General features: G+C 40.5%; 21 protein-coding genes. 5 read left to right on the forward strand and 16 right to left on the reverse strand.

All coding sequences use genetic code 11. The features are described from left to right. The first annotated feature begins 95 nt into the window (after nt 1–95). Genes HMPREF9186_RS01830 through pepT form a run of 3 tightly spaced genes read left to right on the forward strand, consistent with a single transcriptional unit; the run spans nt 96 to nt 2892 of the window. Nucleotides 96–851, forward strand: a complete 756-nt coding sequence (locus HMPREF9186_RS01830; RefSeq protein ID WP_009731119.1) for a LexA family transcriptional regulator — start codon at nt 96–98, stop codon at nt 849–851. Next, on the forward strand, nt 848–1669 hold the full coding sequence (locus HMPREF9186_RS01835; protein ID WP_009731120.1) for a Cof-type HAD-IIB family hydrolase: 822 nt from the start codon (nt 848–850) through the stop codon (nt 1667–1669). The genes HMPREF9186_RS01830 and HMPREF9186_RS01835 overlap by 4 nt, the downstream gene beginning before the upstream one ends. 2 nt (nt 1670–1671) lie before the next feature. Then, nucleotides 1672–2892, forward strand: a complete 1221-nt coding sequence (pepT, locus tag HMPREF9186_RS01840) for a peptidase T (RefSeq protein WP_009731121.1) — start codon at nt 1672–1674, stop codon at nt 2890–2892. A gap of 36 nt (nt 2893–2928) precedes the next feature. Here the strand turns inward: pepT and HMPREF9186_RS01845 are convergent, their stop codons facing one another. The 16 genes from HMPREF9186_RS01845 to HMPREF9186_RS01925 all read right to left on the reverse strand — a co-directional run bounded on the left by HMPREF9186_RS01845 (nt 2929) and on the right by HMPREF9186_RS01925 (nt 17430). Further along, entirely contained in the window at nt 2929–4668 is a 1740-nt protein-coding gene (locus HMPREF9186_RS01845; RefSeq protein ID WP_037613872.1) for an ATP-binding protein, read from the reverse strand. After that, nucleotides 4665–5756 (reverse strand): carbamoyl phosphate synthase small subunit, encoded by a 1092-nt coding sequence (locus HMPREF9186_RS01850; RefSeq protein WP_009731123.1) that lies wholly within the window; start codon nt 5754–5756, stop codon nt 4665–4667. The genes HMPREF9186_RS01845 and HMPREF9186_RS01850 overlap by 4 nt, the downstream gene beginning before the upstream one ends. A 124-nt stretch (nt 5757–5880) precedes the next feature. After that, the gene (locus HMPREF9186_RS01855) at nt 5881–6804 is read right to left on the reverse strand and encodes an aspartate carbamoyltransferase catalytic subunit (RefSeq protein WP_009731124.1); all 924 of its coding nucleotides are present in this window, start codon (nt 6802–6804) and stop codon (nt 5881–5883) included. Between the two features lie 39 nt (nt 6805–6843). Beyond that, complete coding sequence (gene pyrR, locus HMPREF9186_RS01860; protein ID WP_009731125.1) at nt 6844–7365, reverse strand: bifunctional pyr operon transcriptional regulator/uracil phosphoribosyltransferase PyrR; 522 nt, start codon at nt 7363–7365, stop codon at nt 6844–6846. Nucleotides 7366–7627: 262 nt separating this feature from the next. Beyond that, on the reverse strand, nt 7628–8263 hold the full coding sequence (locus tag HMPREF9186_RS01865; protein ID WP_009731126.1) for a Pr6Pr family membrane protein: 636 nt from the start codon (nt 8261–8263) through the stop codon (nt 7628–7630). 43 nt (nt 8264–8306) lie between these two features. Beyond that, the gene (locus HMPREF9186_RS01870) at nt 8307–8642 is read right to left on the reverse strand and encodes a zinc ribbon domain-containing protein YjdM (RefSeq protein WP_009731127.1); all 336 of its coding nucleotides are present in this window, start codon (nt 8640–8642) and stop codon (nt 8307–8309) included. Between the two features lie 117 nt (nt 8643–8759). Then, a complete protein-coding gene (locus HMPREF9186_RS01875; protein WP_009731128.1) occupies nt 8760–9512 on the reverse strand; it encodes an HAD family hydrolase in 753 nt (250 codons plus the stop codon). Beyond that, on the reverse strand, nt 9487–9891 hold the full coding sequence (locus HMPREF9186_RS01880) for a PaaI family thioesterase (RefSeq protein WP_009731129.1): 405 nt from the start codon (nt 9889–9891) through the stop codon (nt 9487–9489). The genes HMPREF9186_RS01875 and HMPREF9186_RS01880 overlap by 26 nt, the downstream gene beginning before the upstream one ends. Before the next feature lie 121 nt (nt 9892–10012). Then, nucleotides 10013–10480: an 8-oxo-dGTP diphosphatase gene (locus tag HMPREF9186_RS01885; protein WP_009731130.1), complete on the reverse strand. Its 468-nt coding sequence runs from the start codon at nt 10478–10480 to the stop codon at nt 10013–10015. A gap of 634 nt (nt 10481–11114) precedes the next feature. Continuing rightward, nucleotides 11115–11468: a hypothetical protein gene (locus HMPREF9186_RS01895; RefSeq protein WP_009731132.1), complete on the reverse strand. Its 354-nt coding sequence runs from the start codon at nt 11466–11468 to the stop codon at nt 11115–11117. A gap of 103 nt (nt 11469–11571) precedes the next feature. Further along, nucleotides 11572–12195, reverse strand: coding sequence for an NAD(P)H-dependent oxidoreductase (locus HMPREF9186_RS01900; RefSeq protein ID WP_009731133.1), 624 nt, complete (start codon nt 12193–12195; stop codon nt 11572–11574). A 93-nt stretch (nt 12196–12288) separates the two neighbouring features. Further along, the gene (locus HMPREF9186_RS01905) at nt 12289–12786 is read right to left on the reverse strand and encodes a GNAT family N-acetyltransferase (protein WP_009731134.1); all 498 of its coding nucleotides are present in this window, start codon (nt 12784–12786) and stop codon (nt 12289–12291) included. A gap of 14 nt (nt 12787–12800) precedes the next feature. Next, the gene (gene uvrB / locus HMPREF9186_RS01910) at nt 12801–14789 is read right to left on the reverse strand and encodes an excinuclease ABC subunit UvrB (RefSeq protein ID WP_009731135.1); all 1989 of its coding nucleotides are present in this window, start codon (nt 14787–14789) and stop codon (nt 12801–12803) included. 446 nt (nt 14790–15235) lie between these two features. Continuing rightward, the gene (locus HMPREF9186_RS01915; protein WP_009731136.1) at nt 15236–15925 is read right to left on the reverse strand and encodes a hypothetical protein; all 690 of its coding nucleotides are present in this window, start codon (nt 15923–15925) and stop codon (nt 15236–15238) included. Beyond that, on the reverse strand, nt 15906–16718 hold the full coding sequence (locus HMPREF9186_RS01920) for a hypothetical protein (protein ID WP_009731137.1): 813 nt from the start codon (nt 16716–16718) through the stop codon (nt 15906–15908). The genes HMPREF9186_RS01915 and HMPREF9186_RS01920 overlap by 20 nt, the downstream gene beginning before the upstream one ends. A gap of 1 nt (nt 16719) precedes the next feature. Further along, entirely contained in the window at nt 16720–17430 is a 711-nt protein-coding gene (locus HMPREF9186_RS01925) for an ABC transporter ATP-binding protein (protein WP_009731138.1), read from the reverse strand. A gap of 158 nt (nt 17431–17588) precedes the next feature. Here HMPREF9186_RS01925 and HMPREF9186_RS01930 point away from each other — a divergent pair, with 158 nt between their 5' ends. Both HMPREF9186_RS01930 and HMPREF9186_RS01935 read left to right on the forward strand, forming a co-directional pair. Further along, nucleotides 17589–18260 carry a response regulator transcription factor gene (locus HMPREF9186_RS01930; RefSeq protein WP_009731139.1) on the forward strand — a complete coding sequence of 224 codons (672 nt, stop codon included), beginning with the start codon at nt 17589–17591 and terminating at the stop codon, nt 18258–18260. Further along, nucleotides 18245–19321, forward strand: coding sequence for a sensor histidine kinase (locus HMPREF9186_RS01935; RefSeq protein ID WP_009731140.1), 1077 nt, complete (start codon nt 18245–18247; stop codon nt 19319–19321). The genes HMPREF9186_RS01930 and HMPREF9186_RS01935 overlap by 16 nt, the downstream gene beginning before the upstream one ends. The last annotated feature ends 80 nt before the right edge of the window (nt 19322–19401 follow it).

A 19401-nucleotide genomic window follows, 5' to 3' on the forward strand; every position in this document is an offset into this window, starting at 1 on the left:
GAATTCATCTTTTTTAACATTTATCAGGGATTTCTATTTACTTTTTCGATTTAATTCATTATAATAGAAAAGGTAAATACAAGGAGGTGAGTACGTTGGCTAGAGGCCGTGGAAAAGCAAGCCCTCAAGACAAAGAGGCATTACGGATTATATCGGAAAAAATCAGAGAATTACTGAAAGAACAAGGGAAAAAACAAATCGAATTATCTCGTATTACTGGAATCCCTGCCAGTACCTTGACTGGATATGTAAAAGGAACTTCTCTTCCCGTTCCTGAAAATTTAGAGAAGATTGCAGCCTTTTTCCAGGTAGCAGTTTCTGAAATTGACCCTCGATTGCGCAATGATTTTGTGGTCATTGATTCAGAAATCGAACGATTGTATAAACAGCTCGATGAAGGAAATCAAGAAAATTTTCTTTCTTATGGAAAGAGTCTCTTGACCCATCAAAAAGAAAGACAGAAAATTGAAAAGCAATACCACTCTTATTCTGTCTATGATTCTTTTGCAGCATATCAAAATCAGAAGCAAGCTGATATCGTTTGGTTTGATCAAAAGATTCCTTACGATTTGGCTTTTTGGATTCATACGGACTCCCTTGAGCCCAAATATGAAAAGGGAGCTGTTGTGCTAATCAAGCAAACCTACTACGATCAGGCAGGGGCTATTTATGCCATTGATTTTGATGGGCAAACTTTGATCAAACGTGTCTTTCGTGAGGCCAACGGGGTACGACTCGTTTCCCTCAATAAGAAATATAGTGATCAGATTATTCCACTAGATGAGGAACCTGGGGTGATTGGAAAAGTGATTGATGGCTTTGTTCCTCTCGATTTGGAGGAGACCAAATGATTCAATTAATCGCGATTGACCTGGACGGTACTCTCTTGCATGAAGATAAGTCGCTGTCTAAAGGCAATATCGAAGCTCTTCACAAGGCCCATGAAGCTGGCTATGATATTGTGATCTGTACGGGACGTCCCTTAACGGGTGTCCGTCCCATCTTTGAAGAGATTGGTCTTCCGGATGGCAACTACTATATGATTATCAATAACGGCTGTACAACCTTGTCTACTCAGAATTGGGAAATCATTGGCAAGGAAGAATTAAGCCTTGAGGACATGCACCGGTTGCATGTTTTGACGAAAGATTCAGGCGTCCAGCTGACCTTATTTGACATGGATCACTACCTAGTGGTCGCACCTGAAGCCAGTGAACTGGTTACGATGGATGCCGGCATCGTAAATAGTAAACCGACACCTGTCTCAGAAGAGGATCTACCCAACCTTGTTCCTATTTTTCAAGCTATGTATGTAGGAGCTCCTTCTGCTATTGATGTCTTTCAAGCTCAGCACGAGGCTGCATTAGAAGCTGATTTTAACACTGTTCGTTCACAGAATATCCTATTTGAAATCCTTCCTAAAGGTGCGAGCAAGGCATCTGCTCTTCAAGCATTAAGCCAAACTTTAGGCTACAGTCGAGACCAGGTTATGGCTCTTGGAGATGCTAATAATGACCTTGAAATGCTTCGTTTTGCTGGCTATAGCGTCGCTATGGGAAATGGCAATGCTGCTGTCAAGGAAATAGCTGACTTCATCACCTTGGCTAATGATGAGGATGGCGTGGCCCATGCTATTCACAAATTAATTGAAACTGAAAAAGGAGAATAATTATGAAATACGCAAATCTTTTGGACCGTTTTATTACCTATGTAAAGGTCAACACACGTTCAGACGAAAACTCTACAACCACTCCAAGTACCCAATCACAAGTTGATTTTGCAACCAAGGTCTTGATCCCTGAGATGACACGCGTGGGTCTTGAAAATGTCTACTACCTACCAAATGGCTATGCCATTGGAACGCTTCCAGCTAATGATCCAAGCTTTACGCGCAAGATTGGATTTATCTCTCACATGGACACTGCTGACTTCAATGCAGAAAATGTCAATCCACAAATCGTTGAGAATTATGATGGGGGTGTCATTGCCCTTGGGGACTCTGGTTTCACACTGGATCCAGCTGATTTTGCTCATTTGAACAACTACAAGGGACAAACCTTGATCACGACGGACGGTACTACTCTTCTGGGAGCAGATGATAAATCTGGTATAGCTGAAATTATGACGGCTATCGAATATCTGACAGCGCATCCTGAAATCAAACACGGGGAGATCCGTGTCGGCTTTGGTCCAGATGAAGAAATCGGCGTCGGAGCAGATCAATTTGATGCAGAAGATTTTGATGTAGACTTTGCTTATACGGTTGATGGCGGTCCTCTTGGGGAGCTTCAATACGAAACCTTCTCAGCAGCTGGAGCTGAAATCACCTTCAAAGGACGCAATGTCCACCCAGGTACAGCTAAAGGTCAAATGATCAATGCCCTTCAATTGGCCATTGATTTCCATAACAAACTACCTGAAGGAGCACGTCCTGAATTAACCGAAGGCTATGAAGGCTTCTACCACTTGATGAACATTGAAGGAACTGTTGAGGAAGCAAGTGCCAGTTACATCATTCGGGACTTTGAAACTGAAAGCTTTGAGAAACGCAAAGACCTCATGACATCTATTGCGGATCAGATGAATGCAGAACTCGGTAGCGAACGCGTTCTCCTCACCCTCAAAGATCAGTACTACAACATGAAGCAAGTGATTGAAAAAGATATGACGCCGATTACCCTTGCTAAGGAAGTCATGGAAGATCTTGGCATCACTCCAATCATTGAACCGATCCGCGGTGGTACAGATGGGTCTAAAATTTCCTTTATGGGAATTCCTACACCAAACATCTTTGCCGGTGGAGAAAATATGCACGGTCGCTTTGAATACGTTAGCCTCCAAACCATGGAACGCGCTGTTGATACCATTATCGGTATTGTGACCAAAAAATAAGAAACAAAAAGGATTCGGATAGATTGTCCGGATCCTTTATTGTAGGTTAGAAAGCTTGACAATATCTTTTACCTGATCAATGGACTGAATTAAGTTAAGGCTTGTCTCATTGATAGGAAGATAATAGACTTTATCTGCCAAAGATTCTGTAAAAGGACGATTGGTGACTAAGATCACCTGTTGTCCTTTTTCTTTTAACTCTTGTCCCTTCTTTCGTACCTTTTGGTAAAAACTCGGGTCCCGAATTTCTAGATCATCCACCAAGACACACGCAGCATCCAAACCGAATGATTCATTGGTCCCATTTTGGGTCAGATAATAGGCTGCTCCTGCTTTGACCTCATATAAGCCAGCTGATGGCTCAACCGGAAGAAAGGCTGGGCTTGTTGCAACTTCTGCTGCTTTTTCCATCGCTACAAGATTGGCCAAGACCTGCAAATAAATAGGGGATAATTTACTTAAATCCAAGAGTTCCTCAAACTCAAAACCACGTTTCAGAGCCTCTAAGATATAGAAGAGCCGATGGGGCATATGACGAGCAATTTTCTGAATTAATTCATCATCGCTCATTTCTTCAGGAAAGACAGTCAGCAGTTTTTTATCTTTAATGGTTTCTAAGGCCTGTTGGTAAGCTTCATCGATCCTCTTTCCAAATCCATAAACTGCCCCATAAGAGTGAATTTGGGTATTGAGACGAGCATTCTGTGCAGTATCTGAAAAAATCGGGATCTTAAAGAATATATAGTCCAAACTCGGTTCATAGACGGCCTTTAGATCCTGTAATAAGGGGTGAGGCAAATGCTCGAGAGAGCGCCCAAATTGTAGCTGCACGCCTTGCTCAAACAAGGAATAGCCCAATCCCATAGAGGCCATCGAGATACTATCTGAAGCAAATGGATTAACCTCTAAGATGTAGAAGGCATAGCTCATCGGATCCAAGGCAAACTTAATGGAGATGGCTCCTGTCAACTTCAGATACCGACAGATATGAATAGCAGCTTCACGAAGATTTTGAAACTCCCGGTCAGTCAGAGTGATCGCTGGCATGAATTGGTAAGAGTCACTGGAGTGGATCCCGACAGGATCAATGCTTTCAATAGAGGCCGCCAAGTAGTGATTGTCTTCACGATCCCGCATGACTACAAAATCCAGTTCCTTAAAGCCATAGGTCGAAAACTCCAGCAAACACTGCTGACTTGGAGAAACCGAAAGTCCCATTTCTACAGCTTCGCACAGATCATCCAGATTATGAGCAATCTTTCGCCCTTGCCCTTGCTTACTCGCTACGGGCCAGATCATAATAGGAAATTGAATGCCTTCAGAAAACTCGATAGCTTCTCGAACTGAGCTCACCAGTGCCGAAGCCGGTACCTGATAGCCCAGCTCTTGAAAGAGACGTCGTTGATCTGCCTGCTGATAAAAGCTACGGTAGCGTTGGAGGCTTGGTCCGACAATCATGATCGATGCATCTTTGAAAAATCCAGTTTCTTCCAAACGAAACAAGAGATTCAAAATCTGTTTGTCCGCGAAAGCTAAGAGCAAGCGAGATCCAGTATAAGAAAGAAGAGTCGTCCTAAGAGCATCCAGCTTGAGCTTACTAACTACAACTATATCTGCAGCTTCTTGGGTGATAGCATTTTCTTCGCCCAAGTAAAGGACAAGAGCATTCCCATCCTTGGCATTGAGTTTTTGTGCTTCATTTACCGCAGCCAAGAGGCTAATATCCTGATAAGAATCTCCACACAGGAGAAGCAATTTCTGGTTTTGTTTCATCATTCCTTCTCCCTTCTACTTTCGTGAATTTTGGCATCAATCAACTCTAAAAATTCATCGTAAAAATAGAGATTTTCTCTTGGACCTGGACTAGCATCTACTTGGAATTGAACCCCTAAAATTGGTTGGTAACGATGACGAAAAGCTTCAATACTATGGTCATTGACATTTTCATGTGTGACCAATAAATCATGGGGCAGACTATTTCGTCTAATACTATACAAGTGATTTTGGCTGGTCAACTCAATTTTTCCTGTTGCTATTTCACGAACAGGAATATTCAATCCGAAGTGACCAACTTCCATAGGGGCTAGTTCTGCTCCATAAGCTTGAGCTAACACCTGTGCTCCCAAGCCCATGCCCCAGATCGGAATTTGACCATTTATTTTTTTGATCAAGCGGCAGAGTTTTTTCACCTGACGGGGATCGCCTGGCCCACTGGATAAAATCACCCCATCTGGTTGTTGCTCCATCAGCTCAAAATATGAGATATCATAGGGATAAACTGTCACATTACAGTCCCTTTGACTCAGCTGGCGTAAGACAGAGTGCTTGACCCCTAGATCAATCAAGGCAATACTCTTTCCAAAACCAGGTACAGCATAGGCTGTTTTGGTCGAGACTTGACGTACTTGGTCTTTTGGAAGGACTGTCGCTCGCAACTGATCCAAGATATGCTCGATCGAATCCCCCTTGTTAATCACAGTCGCTTTCATCCGTCCATACTTGCGGACAATTTTTGCAACCTGGCGGGTATTAATCCCTACAATACCTGGGATTTTTTTTCGCTTTAAGAACTCATCCAAGGTCATCTGCTGCCGCCAATTGCTCGGCATCTCCACCAAATGCTGAACCACTACTGCTAAACAAGTGGGTGTAATGGATTCAGAATCATCCCGATTGATCCCTGCTGCGCCAATAACCGGGAAGCTAAAGGAGAGAATCTGGCCACTAAAAGCCTGATCCGTGAGCAATTCTTGATAACCTGTCATGGCTGTGGTAAAGACCAACTCTCCAGTCACATATAGATCTGCACCAAAGGCTTCTCCTTCAAATACAGTCCCATCCTCTAGGACCAATAATCGTTTCATCGAACCCCTCCCTTCTTTTACACTAATCCAATTTTATCACAGTTCCTCAAAAAAAGGAAAGTCAGATTCCATGTAGCGATCTACTCTGTCCTCTTTCTTTCCTTTCAATGGATTATCAGTTATCTTATTTTGCTTCGCGACCTTTAAGGACGGCTTCAATGATAGCCATACGGACAAAGACACCATTGGTCATTTGTTCTACGATGCGTGATTTAGGAGCTTCTACCAAGTGGTCCGCAATTTCAACGTCACGGTTGACTGGTGCTGGGTGCATCAAGATCGCAGTATCTTTCATACGGTCATAACGTTCTTGTGTCAAACCATGAAGACGGTGGTAGTTTTCTTTAGAGAAGAGTGATTCGTAATCATGACGTTCGTGCTGCACACGCAAGAACATCATCACATCTACTTCTTCAATCACTTCATCGATAGTGACAAAGGTTCCATACTCTTCAAATTCTTCACTTCTCCATTCGTCTGGACCAGCGAAGTAAAGCGTTGCTCCTAAACGTTTCAAGATTTGCATGTTAGATTTTGCCACACGTGAGTGGTCCAAATCTCCAGCGATACAAACTTTCAAGCCATCAAAGTGACCAAATTCTTGATAGATGGTCATCAAATCTAGCAAGCTTTGGCTTGGATGCTGACCTGAACCATCCCCACCATTGACAATTGAAGCTGTAATGGTTGGACTTTCCACTAATTCTTTGTAGTAGTCCACTTCAGGGTGACGGATGACACAGACATCAACTCCAAGAGCAGACATGGTCAAGATGGTATCGTAGAGTGTTTCCCCTTTGTTTACAGAGCTTGTCTTCACATCAAAGTCAAGGAGATCACATCCCAATTTCAACTCTGCTACTTCAAAGGCTTTATGGGTACGAGTTGAAGATTCAAAGAAAAGGTTTGAGACGATATGTTGGTCTTCGTAGGCTACTTTAGCTCCGTTTTTGAACTCAATCCCACGCTTGATCAAAGCCATTACTTCTTCGTTGGTAAGAGTTTCCATTGAGACAAGGTTTTTAAGAGCGATTTGATTTTCAGACATGATGATTCTCCTTTTAGTTTGGATGTAGATGGTTACAAATTAATTAGCTTCTTTGATGAGGACGCGGTCTTGACCGTCTAGCTCCACCATCTCGACAATGATTTCTTCTGACTTACTTGTCGGGATATTTTTCCCAACAAAGTCTGGACGAATCGGTAACTCCCGATGCCCACGGTCGACTAGAACCGCAAGACTTACTCGAGCAGGACGACCGTGACTGACCAGATTGTCAATGGCAGCGCGAATCGTGCGACCTGTATAGAGGACATCATCGATCAAGATGACCTCTCTGTGAGCGATATCAACTGGTAACACTGTCGTATCTTCTGTTGCCTTCATATCATCTCGGAAAGGCTTGGTATCGAGTTCTGCAACAGGAACATCAATTTGCTCCAGCTGAGAGAGGCGTTCTTGGATCCGGCGAGCAATGTAAACACCGCGCGTCTTGATCCCCACCAGCACAATCTGGCTTAAATCTTTGTTTCGTTCAATGATTTCGTAGGTGATGCGGGTAATGGCCCGCTTCATCGTCAAATCATCAACGACTTCTTTGGTTTTCATTCAGTCCTCCTTAGTGGTAAAAGAAAAACCTCCTTTTTCAAGGAGGTTCAGCAAATGAATGGTCTAAGAGGATAGAGTCTCGCCCTATGGTCCTAGCCATTGTTTTTCACAGTCTCCTTGCCTGCCTCACGGGACAGGATTAAAGGATTTATTTAATTGAGATAACTATATCACAGTTTCAAACGACATGCAAGAAAAAACGCAATTTTTTTCAAAAAAATTTAAAAACTGCACTTTTACATGAAAGAACGTTCGGTTTTTACTAAGAAACAGACGATTTTCGCTTGATATTTTTGATCCCATAGAGCACATAGCCCGCTAAAAGGTAGGCGATAAAGATGATCACCACCCATTTGCCCACAAAAGCCCAGCCGTATTTATTGACATTGATAAAGAAATAGGCAAAGGGACTATCTTTAGCACCTGGAATCGGCCACTTAAGAACCAAACCATTGAGAAGAGCAAAAAGCATATAAGCTACAGGAAGCAAGGTCCAAGCCAAAGGATCCAGCTTACGGTATTGCTTGGGCTTATCAATCACTAGAGTGTCAAAGAAGAACATCAAGGGAACAATATAGTGACAGAGGAAGTTTTCCAAGCGGTAAAACTTCTCAGGTGTCGCGATGGGAGCTAGCATAAAGTGGTAGATGACACAGGTGATCATAATGGACATGGTGACCGCCCCCTTTATGCGAAGGTAACCTTGGGTCTGGGTTGATCGACCCCGAAGCATGCGCCAGACCATGTCTCCCATGAAGAACATGACCAACATGTTGGACAAAATAGTGTAATAAAGCATCATCCCAAAACCACCATGCTTGGTCAGTTGCAGATAAACGCCGATGACACTCAAGATAAACAATAGAAAACGATAGCTAAACAATAGTTTGAATTTCATAGTATTCTCCTGAAAGAAAAGGGCTGGGCCCTTCTTCTTATCCTTAGATTTTCTTTACAAATTCTGATTTGAGTTTCATTGCGCCAAAGCCATCAATCTTACAATCGATATTGTGGTCGCCTTCGACGATACGGATGTTTTTCACGCGCGTTCCTTGTTTCAAATCTTTTGGTGCCCCCTTGACTTTTAAGTCTTTGATCAAGGTCACGGTATCGCCATCAGCCAATTTATTCCCATTTGCGTCGATGGCTACGACACCTTCTTCTTCTACGACTTCAGCTGGGTTCCATTCATAAGCACACTCTGGGCAAACCAAGAGTGCTCCATCTTCATAGACATATTCAGAGTTACATTTTGGACAGTTTGGTAAGTTATTCATTTCAATCTCCTTAGAAAAATTAACTCCCATAGTATACCATGAAAGCGAACATTTGACAAATCCTGCTCGACTGTATAAAAAGGAGGCGACTTGGCCTCCTTACATAGATAATATCTTTCAAACTTCTTGCAATTCTTGAATGTCTTGAATCACGCGCACGCCTGCTTGACTCTTCTCGCGCAGTTCAGCTTCAGAGTATGGGAAGGTATTGATCAAGATACTCTCCATCCCGATACTTTGGGCGACAGCGACATCTGTTGTAAAGTCATTCCCCACCATGACTGTTTTCTCAGGGTTCAACTGGTGTTCTTTGATGACTTCCAAGAGGAACTCTGGCTGAGGTTTGCGAATCCCTGCATCTGATGACAAGTAAATGGCGTGGAAAAGTTCTCTCAAGCCTACTAAATCAATCTCAGGATTGGTAAAATCTGCTTGGGCATTGGATAAGAGATAGATCCGGCAACCTGCAGCTTTCATATCCTCTAATACTTCTTTCGTGTGAGGATAAAGCTCCAATCGTTTGCGAGAAAGGACACGGAAAGTCCGTGAAATCAAACGTCCCCACTCTTTGAGGTGGGCAACACTGTTTCCACTTGGATGACTTTCTAAATACAATTGCACAAAAATGACCGTCAGATCAATCTCAGGATAGGCAACTTGTTTTTCCTTAGCCAAGTCTTCTTCGGCTTGTTGCACCAACTCTCTATAACGCAGGCGCAGACCTTCTCCTGTGTAACTTACCCCGTAGGATTGGTAGATCTGAGCCATGGTATCCCATAAGACTGGACTTGACTCATCGGTTTCGATATCGACCAAGGTTCCATAAAAATCAAAAATATAGTTTTTAAATGCGTACTTGCGCGGATTCATCTCTCACCCCCGTAACAAACATGGTAAAGGTTGCCTTGCAGACATTGGTACCGTCTTGATTCGTAATATCGACATCTACAACTCGAGTCGTCCGCCCACTGTGGACACATTCCCCGTGAATGGTCAGAACATCCCCCAAAGCACCTGCTTTCAAGTAATTGATAGAAGACTGCAAGGTTACCCCGTCTACTCCCTGAGAAATCACGACCAAGCCACTAATCTGGTCACACAAGGTAAAGAGATAGCCACCGTGCGCATTTCCATAATAATTGAGAGAGGATTCAACGACTTTGGTTGTCACAATGACATGGCCATCTCTCATCTTTTTAATATCATAATTTTCAAATGCAGCAATCGCATCGAAGTGAAAATCTTTCATCTATTTGCCACCTTTTCTACCATCTTTTCAACTCCTCTATCATACTACAATTAAAGACTAGATACAAGAAAAGGGGCAGTTCCTTAGAGCTAAAAAGAACTAGATAGGTCTAGCTCTTTGCTTAAAATCTTAATTTATCCCAGCCATCGTCTGTCCGTTTTCGATAATAGTACTCGGATAAATCTGGGTCTTCCATCACTTCCAGTAGAGGAAGCATGTCGTAGGACAAGTCCAACTTTTCTAATTGGTCCTTCTCAACCCAAGAAACTTCTCCCTCATCAGACGATCTTAGCTGGCCGGTGAATTTTGTTGCCTTGTAGCAAAAGACAATATAGCGGCCTCCCTCATCTGGCTCCCAGTCTTTGACTGCGACCAGTTTTGGATCTGCAATTGTCAGTCCTGTCTCTTCGTAGACCTCACGAATGACGGATTCTACTAAGCTTTCTCCTTCTTCGATATGGCCACCTGGAAAAGCATAGCCAGCCCAGTGAGTCTTTTCAGGTGAGCGGTATTGGAGGACTACTTTCCCATTTTCAAGATCTTCAACCATGCAAAGATTGCACAGTATAGTAGGCGTTGTACGTGACATATATTTCCTTTCTATGGATTTACCATCCATCTTCTCTGTATTTCACTTCTAGCTTCATGATGATGGGATTGACCAGTTCATAGTAATCACGACTCCGTATAGGGATCGCTCCATGTGGGATTTCAACATAATTCCCTCGTATTTCCGAATTATGATGGATTGGAGGGATTATGGTATTAGCTGAATCTGTAAAAGACACTTGGAGAATGAACCAAATGAAAAATGCTAGAATGACACTCAAAAATTGTAAGATTAGATGAAAAAACTTGAACTCTCTCTTTTTATAAAAGATAGACCAAAGATGGAAAAAAAGAACTAAAAATAAGAAATCAAACCAGAGACAACTAAGTAGAGGGGTAAATGATAGACCCAAAAAAACTAGTATTACTTCAATAACGAAAAAAGCTAAGAAGAATAAATATAACTTTTTAAAACCATTTAACTGCTTTAGCATAGAGAAGGCTCCTTATTTAGAAATGCTGTAACTAACCATATTATAAAGCGAATCCATAACTACATCAATGTGCATTGAATGGATACCTTCATTTAAGATTTTTCACTTCCATCTCTGGTGGGTTGCAAATCTCAAGGGACAAAAAACTCCACATTCAGGCTTGAAAGTAGAGTTCTTGCCCTAAATAATGATCAAAAGAATATGAACACCCAATCGTAACCAATGATCAACAAGAGGCGTATCCGGATCACTTTTTTTGCTATCTAAGTATAGGCTAAGAGATAACAAAAGCAAAGCAAGGGCAATAACTATTTTAAGAGATAGCATCATACCGCCAATAGCAAGAGCAGCTAGAAAGCCAAAAAATGGCAATGGGCTAAATAAAAATGCCAAAAATCTGAAATAGAACATAAACAAAGAGAGAATCAATAGGCCGTAAACAATCACCTTAGTAAAAATAGAGACCCTTTTTCCTTCATTTTTCATTTTGGATAGTGAAAGAACGACATAGATCATATAGATAAAAAGCAGCATATTGAATCATCCCTATGTTTTATGAATTATATTAATAGTTTAACTAAAACCTATTCAAAATACAACTAAAGACACTAACTTATCAGTAGTCTCTCATCTCTGATCAAAGCTTCTTCACTTCTTCTGCGACCTTTTGGAGATGCTGTTCCCGGATGCTAGCAGTGTTCACATCCCGTCCAACCTCTCCCAAGATACACACGCGCTTGGTTTTGATCCCACAATGGTTCAAGACGGCATTCTTCAAAACAGAGATGCCATAACTATCCGGAATGTTGAGAGGGCCTGAAAAAATCTTGTACCACCAAGTAGGCGCCATGGAGGTCGCATAAATACTGGCGGTTTTTCCTTTAAGCAACTTCTTAAATTGCTTGCCTCTAAGGTAATTCCATATGAAACTTCCTTGATCATTGGCCGAGTAGGCAATCCCCGGTGTAAAGACTCGATCGATCCAGCCCTTCATAAGGCTAGGCATACTACTCCACCAGATGGGATAGACAAAGATCAGGTGATCCGCCCACTGGATCCATTCTTGAGAACGAAGGATAAAGAGATCTTCCTCCATCCGCTTTCGATAGCCGTAGCGAAGAACAGGATCGAAATCCTCTTCATTGAGACTGATCACTTTAAGCTCGTGGCGATTTAAGTCAATAGTTTCAACAATGGTTTGAAAAATAGCCTGACAGTAACTTTCCTTATCCGGGTGTCCATTGATGACTAAAATCTTCATTCGTCTTCTCCTTCATCTCTTTGGTTCATTCTATCTCTTTTATTTTTTTACTTGATTAATTGATAATGGTTCAAAGATTGATAGATAGGTCCTTTAGGAATTTTTATTTGAAGAACATATCATCCGCAATTCCTTAACATGTTTTCCAAGTTTAAGTATTTTTTCTTGGCCATCAAAAGTAAAACCCATTTTTTGATAGAAAGCAATAGCTCGCTTATTTTCTTTCAATACCCATAAATAAATCTCAGAGAAATAATCGAGAGCAACAAATGCAGTATGCATTAACTGTTCACTCACACCTTTTCCATAGTAATCTTTTAAAACATATAAGGCAATGATTTCACCAGCTTGAATGGTCTCATCACGGTAATTTCCATAGCTGATAAATCCAACGACCTTCTTTCCATCCATCGCAATCAAGGTATTTTCTGGATATTTTTGACTAAAGAATCGACATTTTTCTAATGTCATCGTCTCCTGAAAATCCGCGGGTAAAAGATCGTCATAAGCCTCTCTCCACGTTTGCCAATGAACGAGAGATTTTCCTTCTATCTCTTCAGGAGTTTCCATTGTTTTAATGATAACCTTCAATCTCTTTATCCTTTCTAATCCAAGGCCTTGACTTCCAACATCATATCGCGAATTTGCGCTGCCAGCTCGAAATCAAGCACTTCGACGGCTTCTTGCATTTGACCTTGCAGTTTCTTGACCAGTTCCTTGCGCTCTTGGCGGTTGAGACTGGTGATATCCACTTCCTTGTCTTCTTCCTTGCTCACCGCCTTAGTAACAGAAATAAGATCTCGGATTTCCTTCTTAATGGTTTGTGGCACAATGCCATGCTCTTCATTATAGGCCATCTGAATCTGACGACGACGGGCTGTTTCATCAATCGCACGTTGCATAGACTGGGTCATGGTGTCCGCATACATGATCACGTGACCCTCACTATTACGGGCTGCACGCCCGATGGTCTGGATAAGCCCACGCTCATTACGGAGGAAGCCTTCTTTATCTGCATCGAGAATGGCCACTAGACTGACTTCTGGTACGTCAATCCCTTCGCGAAGAAGGTTGATACCGACCAAGACATCAAAAACGCCCAGACGCAAATCACGGATAATTTCCGTCCGCTCCAAGGTCTTAATATCCGAGTGCATGTATTTGACCTTGACACCCATTTCCTTAAAGTAGTCGGTCAAGTCTTCTGCCATCTTCTTAGTCAAGGTGGTGACAAAGGTCCGCTCTCCACGTTCTACACGCGCATTGATCTCACCCAAGAGATCGTCCATTTGTCCCATGGTCGGACGTACTTCCACCTTGGGATCTAGAAGACCTGTCGGACGAATGATTTGCTCGATGACGGTATCGGTTTGTTCCATCTCATAGTCACCTGGTGTCGCTGACACATAGACAATCTGGTGGACATGGCTTTCAAACTCCTCACGACGCAGTGGTCGGTTGTCCAAGGCCGACGGCAAACGAAAACCATAATTAACCAACATCTCCTTGCGCGAGCGGTCTCCATTGTACATGCCCTTGATCTGTCCCATGGTCATGTGACTTTCATCGATCATGATGAGGAAATCTTCTGGGAAGAAGTCAAGGAGGGTGTAAGGAGGTTCTCCTTCACTCCGGCCATCCATATGACGAGAGTAGTTTTCGACACCATTGGTGTAGCCCATCTCTCGCAACATTTCAATATCATACTCAGTCCGTTGTTTCAAGCGTTGGGCTTCCAAGAGCTTGCCTTCTTTTTCAAAGATTTTTAACTGCTCCTCTAGTTCCGCCTGAATCTTGGCAATGGCCACTTCCATATGGTCGTCATTGGTCACGAAGTGAGTGGCTGGGAAAATGGCTAAGTGGTCCACATCTCCTAGAACCTGGCCGGTCAAAGCTTCAATCTCACGAATCCGCTCGATCTCATCCCCGAAAAACTCGACTCGAAAGGCATGCTCATCACGCGAAGCTGGGAAAATCTCGACCACATCTCCACGGACACGGAATTTTCCCCGTTGAAAGTCAATATCATTGCGTTCAAACTGGATGTCCACCAAGTCATTGAGCAAACGATCACGAGAAATCTCCAGACCCGGGCGCAGGCTCACCACGCTATCCGAGTATTCTTTGGGAGAACCCAATCCATAGATACATGAAACAGACGCGACTACAATGACGTCATTTCGTTCTAAAAGAGCGGAGGTTGCTGAGTGACGAAGCTTGTCAATCTCATCATTGACCGAGCTATCTTTCTCGATATAAGTATCGCTCGATGGCACATAGGCTTCTGGCTGGTAGTAATCGTAGTAAGATACGAAATACTCGACCGCATTCTCTGGAAAGAATTCCTTGAACTCCCCATAGAGCTGTCCCGCCAGCGTTTTATTGTGGGCGATGACCAAGGTCGGCTTATTGACCTGGGCAATGACCTGGCTCATGGTATAGGTCTTCCCCGTACCAGTTGCCCCCATCAAGATTTGGGCCTTTTCGCCACCTTCGATGTTATCCACCAACTGTTCAATGGCCTGCGGTTGGTCCCCAGACGGTTGGTATTTGGATACTAGTTTAAATTTGTTATCTGTAATTCGATTAATCATCTCTTTGTCCTCACATATATAGACCTTATTTTACCATAAATCATTAGAATTCTCTGAGATGAGGAATGAAGAGAGAAGACAACAGGTTACAGAACGATCCATCAAATTGGTACATGAGCGAATTACAATCTAATTAATTGGACACGCATTAGCATAAAAACTAAACAAGACTCTCGCAATTACTTCGAAAATCTTGTCTTTTATTCTAAAACCATGCAATACGTAACAAGAGGCTGGGACAAAAGTCATAGCCTCTTAATTATTTTTGGATTGTTGAGCAAGACGCAGTGGTTGAGTGGGCTCTACTACGCTGACTTCATCACCTTTTACAGCCCTAGTCAACTGTGCGGAGGTGGGACGACGAAATCGAATTCTAACGAATGACCGATTTCTGTCCCACTCTCCCAAAATTAGAAAAGTTTGCTCATCAGTATCATTTTTATTTACTACTTAACTTCTTGATTCCTTACCAAGAAGTAGAGAGTTGCTCCAAGTGAACATACCAGTCCAATAACGTAAATACAGAGTTGCAGATTGGAAGCTCTCCCTAATATTGTATCTGCAACAATATTATAAAATAGGTAACTAGTCAATGGTTCCACTACTCTTTCTATGAATGGTTGTACTAAAATAGGAAATAGCAATAAAATAGCTAAACTCCCCATTGGACTTTTGAAAAAATAACTTAAAAAGTAAGAAATCAAAAAGTATTGGATGGAGCCAATCAAATAGAAGCTGAAAATTTCTAAACTGACAGCTTTTTCGCTACTAAAAAAATGAAACCATATAAGCAATACAATGAAATACAAGGTTGATTGTAGTACTACATCACATAACTCTACGAACAGGATCCTAATTGAACTTAAGATCCTTTTTCCACTTACCAAATAAACTAGTTTTGTTTCGTGTGATTGTAACTCAACAAATGCATTAACACACCCTATACTAACAGAGAGCATTGAGGTAAAAACAAGAGCTTGCTTTATAGATAATTGTAAAACAGTATCATTGATTGAAACTGGTAACACACCGAAGAGACACACAAAACCTATCAAAAGTGACTGTATAGCTATCTGGTACTTTACAGGTTTTAAACTATATTTTTTGACGATAAGACTAAATAATATTCTTGCCATTCTTCCTCCTCATTCGAATCATTTCTACAACCATTATGAACACCAAGAACAAGATCCCTTCTACTACTAAAAGTGTAAAGCCGTACAATTGGCTCGTTTGAGTCCCTTCAATTCGACCAAATGCAAATGACTTTGCTCCAATCAAAGGCAATAGATTTTCTATTTTAGAGGAAATTCCTCTTAGAATACCTGATAAGGTGATTACCAATAATAAAACGTCTGCAATTAATGCGGTCATTGATTTTTTCGTTACGATTACGAAAAGTAAAGCTAATAAAGTAAGAACGATTGCAAATATCATAACTCTCACCGTGACATCTAAAAACAATGTCAATTCTAAAAAATTCTTTAGAGTTGAATCTAGAAAAACGAATAAAATAACAGCGTTTACTATAGAAAATATTAAAGTAGAGAGTAACGATAGGACAATCGAACTTGCAATAAACCCAGTAAGACGAACTTTCCAGTTAGGAATCAATAACTGGCTAAAATAATCATCACCAAATTGATAATGGGTTGAATAAACGAGTGAAACCAAGATTGGTAAGAAAATAACACTTGCTTGGTAGGGGGAGGATAAGAGAGCATCCCTGACTGTATAGACTGGATTCGATGATAACATAGATGGATCAAGGTTAACCGCCTGTCCATTTCCTTCTACTAAGGCATTTATCACCTGGATATTTTGAATTGAAAAAAATATGCTGACTCCCAAAATAAGAAAAAAAGTAACTTTAAAAGTAGGTAAACTACTATATTTATAAACGTCACTAAAAAAGGAACGCTTCAGCATATTATGCACCTTCTTTCCCTTCGAGCGCCTTAAAATATGCTTCCTCAAAAGATCCAAACTCTTTCAAAATGTCTTTTGTAGGAGCATCAATAACAATTTTGCCATTAGAAATACCAACCAAATGATCTACAGTTAATTCTAACTCACTCATATAATGACTTGTCATTAATACAGTTTTACCTTCATTGACAAAAGACTGCAAAAAATTACGTACCCAGCGAATTCCTTCTGGATCTAGTCCATTGATTGGTTCATCTAAAATTAAGATGTCAGGATTTGCTAATAAGGCTGTTGCTAACCCAAGACGTTGCTTCATTCCTAATGAATAGTCTTTTACCTTTTTATTTTTAGCTTCACTTAACCCCACCAACTTTAAACATTCCTTGCACCTATTTCTATCAACCCCACAAGCCAACCCAATCCACCGAAGATGCTGAAATCCTGTTCTGGTTGGATAAGGTTGGCAACTGTCAAGGAACGATCCAACAATACAAAAAGGATTATCTCCCAATTGAGAGTATTTTTTGCCATCGATCAATGCCATTCCCATTTGACTATTTTCTAAGCCAAGTAAAATTCTGATTAAAGTTGATTTTCCAGATCCATTCGGTCCAATCAATCCAGTAATCTCACCTTTCTTAGCTTTGAAAGAGACGTTTTGAAGGACAATTTTATTATTATATTCCTTATGTAGCTTTTGAATTGTTATCATTCATTCTTTTTCCCTTCTGACTTTTAGTGAAATTCCACCTTCACTTGGAGCAAGTATAACAGGAGAAAATCAGGAAATTCTCAGAATAATTATTTTTTTTATTTTCAACAAATTACATTCTATATTTGCTATAATATGCTCATATAATTGGAGGAACTATGAAGTATAAAATTTTAGCCATTGACGATGATGAAAAAATCTTACGATTAATAGGGAATGCATTAGAAGCAAACAACTTTCACGTAGAAACTCGTAAAAATATAGAGGAGATCAATATCTGTGACTTTACTGGATTTGATCTAATTTTACTTGACGTCATGATGCCTATTTCTGGTTTAGAAATTTGTCGTTCCATTCGTCCACAAATTGCTACTCCAATCTTATTTCTAACCGCTAAAGATTTTGAAGAAGATTTACTAAAAGGAATACAAGCCGGAGCCGATGATTACATTACAAAACCATTCAGCATTAAAGAATTGATTGCAAGAATTCAAATGCATCTTCGGAGAGAAGAAAGATCTCACCCTGCCTCTAAAGAAGAAATGAATTCAGATATTACTTTTTATCGAGATCGTCAAGAAGTTTATTATCATTCAAAGAGAATTTCATTAACTAAGCGAGAGTTTGATTTACTTTATCTTTTAGCTAAAAATGAGAACCGAATATTTAGCGTAGAGGAACTTTACGATTACCTCTATCCCGTAAGCTCTGATGCTCAACTACGGTCAATCACTGAATACATCTATCAAATTAGACAAAAATTCAAGGCTCATCAAATTGATCCTATCAAAACAGTATGGGGAGGAGGATACAAATGGAAAAAGAATTGACAATCAAGCAACTCATTAAGCGTACCTACCTTAAAATCATTTGGCAATTTCTTCTGTGTCTGATACTTTTTTACATACTCCCCGCTCTTCTATCTTCTGTATCTGGAATTAATGAGAAAAATGCCAATCGCTTTGCTTTATTTTTTAGCGTCAGTTCTTGGATTTATCTTTGCATCATTTTGATTTTTATCATTGTAATAAATATTAGACAATTATTAACCAAGATTCAAAAAGAAATGAACATGGTTTATCATAGTGGTCTATATTTCACCAAAAATGAACATCACCATTTGCAGATTAAAGAATTCATTGAAACAAATGAACTAATCGAAAAAATGCAATCTGATATAAAAAATAGGATTGAACATGAAAAAGAACAAAAAAAAGAACTCATGTTTCAAGTATCTAGCGCTGCACATGATCTTCGTAGCCCTCTAACTGTCATCAGAGGAAATGCTGAATTCCTACAATCTACCAAGCAAACACCTCAAACAATGGAATGTCTAAAAGATCTTGAGCAAGCAAGTATTCAATTAAACGATTATTTCAACCACTTCATCCAATACTCCAAAACCTTTTACGACCATGATATTCAACTTGAAAATATATCGATTCAACAAGTAACTCATCAATTGAAGGAATATATCACACCTTTACTCCCGAGAAATACACATTTTGTTTTTACTAACACAGTAAATTCTTCGACACAAATTGCTATTCATTCCAATTTATTTTTTCGAGCAATCACAAATGTTATTAATAATGCAATACAACATCAAAAAGATAATGATGCAAAGATCCAGCTAACAATGTCACAAGAAAATAATCGATTAGTTCTAACCATATGGAATAATCAATCTACTTTTTCAAAAAATATATTACAGAATGCTGGAAATCTTTTCTATAAAGATGACCAAGCAAGAACATCCTCTCAAGAAAGTCACTATGGACTTGGTTTATCTTTCGTAAAACGCGTCATGAAACTTCATAATGGAACGATGCATTTAGAAAATATTCATGATGGTGCACAAGTCAAGCTAATCATTCCCATTATTATATAGAAAAAGCCGAACTCATCAATATGTGTTCGACTCAGAATACAGACAAACGTCATTTTTGGTGTTTGTCTTTTTCATATATG

It is taken from the genome of Streptococcus sp. F0442 (assembly GCF_000314795.2).
GTDB lineage: Bacteria > Bacillota > Bacilli > Lactobacillales > Streptococcaceae > Streptococcus.

Coding starts and splice junctions, on each gene's coding strand:
- HMPREF9186_RS01835 (WP_009731120.1), top strand. CDS start 848: ATGATTCAATTAATCGCGATTGACCTGGACGGTACTCTCTTGCATGAA.
- pepT (WP_009731121.1), top strand. CDS start 1,672: ATGAAATACGCAAATCTTTTGGACCGTTTTATTACCTATGTAAAGGTC.
- HMPREF9186_RS01845 (WP_037613872.1), bottom strand. CDS start 4,668: ATGATGAAACAAAACCAGAAATTGCTTCTCCTGTGTGGAGATTCTTAT.
- HMPREF9186_RS01850 (WP_009731123.1), bottom strand. CDS start 5,756: ATGAAACGATTATTGGTCCTAGAGGATGGGACTGTATTTGAAGGAGAA.
- HMPREF9186_RS01855 (WP_009731124.1), bottom strand. CDS start 6,804: ATGTCTGAAAATCAAATCGCTCTTAAAAACCTTGTCTCAATGGAAACT.
- pyrR (WP_009731125.1), bottom strand. CDS start 7,365: ATGAAAACCAAAGAAGTCGTTGATGATTTGACGATGAAGCGGGCCATT.
- HMPREF9186_RS01865 (WP_009731126.1), bottom strand. CDS start 8,263: ATGAAATTCAAACTATTGTTTAGCTATCGTTTTCTATTGTTTATCTTG.
- HMPREF9186_RS01870 (WP_009731127.1), bottom strand. CDS start 8,642: ATGAATAACTTACCAAACTGTCCAAAATGTAACTCTGAATATGTCTAT.
- HMPREF9186_RS01875 (WP_009731128.1), bottom strand. CDS start 9,512: ATGAATCCGCGCAAGTACGCATTTAAAAACTATATTTTTGATTTTTAT.
- HMPREF9186_RS01880 (WP_009731129.1), bottom strand. CDS start 9,891: ATGAAAGATTTTCACTTCGATGCGATTGCTGCATTTGAAAATTATGAT.
- HMPREF9186_RS01885 (WP_009731130.1), bottom strand. CDS start 10,480: ATGTCACGTACAACGCCTACTATACTGTGCAATCTTTGCATGGTTGAA.
- HMPREF9186_RS01895 (WP_009731132.1), bottom strand. CDS start 11,468: ATGCTGCTTTTTATCTATATGATCTATGTCGTTCTTTCACTATCCAAA.
- HMPREF9186_RS01900 (WP_009731133.1), bottom strand. CDS start 12,195: ATGAAGATTTTAGTCATCAATGGACACCCGGATAAGGAAAGTTACTGT.
- uvrB (WP_009731135.1), bottom strand. CDS start 14,789: ATGATTAATCGAATTACAGATAACAAATTTAAACTAGTATCCAAATAC.
- HMPREF9186_RS01915 (WP_009731136.1), bottom strand. CDS start 15,925: ATGGCAAGAATATTATTTAGTCTTATCGTCAAAAAATATAGTTTAAAA.
- HMPREF9186_RS01920 (WP_009731137.1), bottom strand. CDS start 16,718: ATGCTGAAGCGTTCCTTTTTTAGTGACGTTTATAAATATAGTAGTTTA.
- HMPREF9186_RS01925 (WP_009731138.1), bottom strand. CDS start 17,430: ATGATAACAATTCAAAAGCTACATAAGGAATATAATAATAAAATTGTC.
- HMPREF9186_RS01930 (WP_009731139.1), top strand. CDS start 17,589: ATGAAGTATAAAATTTTAGCCATTGACGATGATGAAAAAATCTTACGA.
- HMPREF9186_RS01935 (WP_009731140.1), top strand. CDS start 18,245: ATGGAAAAAGAATTGACAATCAAGCAACTCATTAAGCGTACCTACCTT.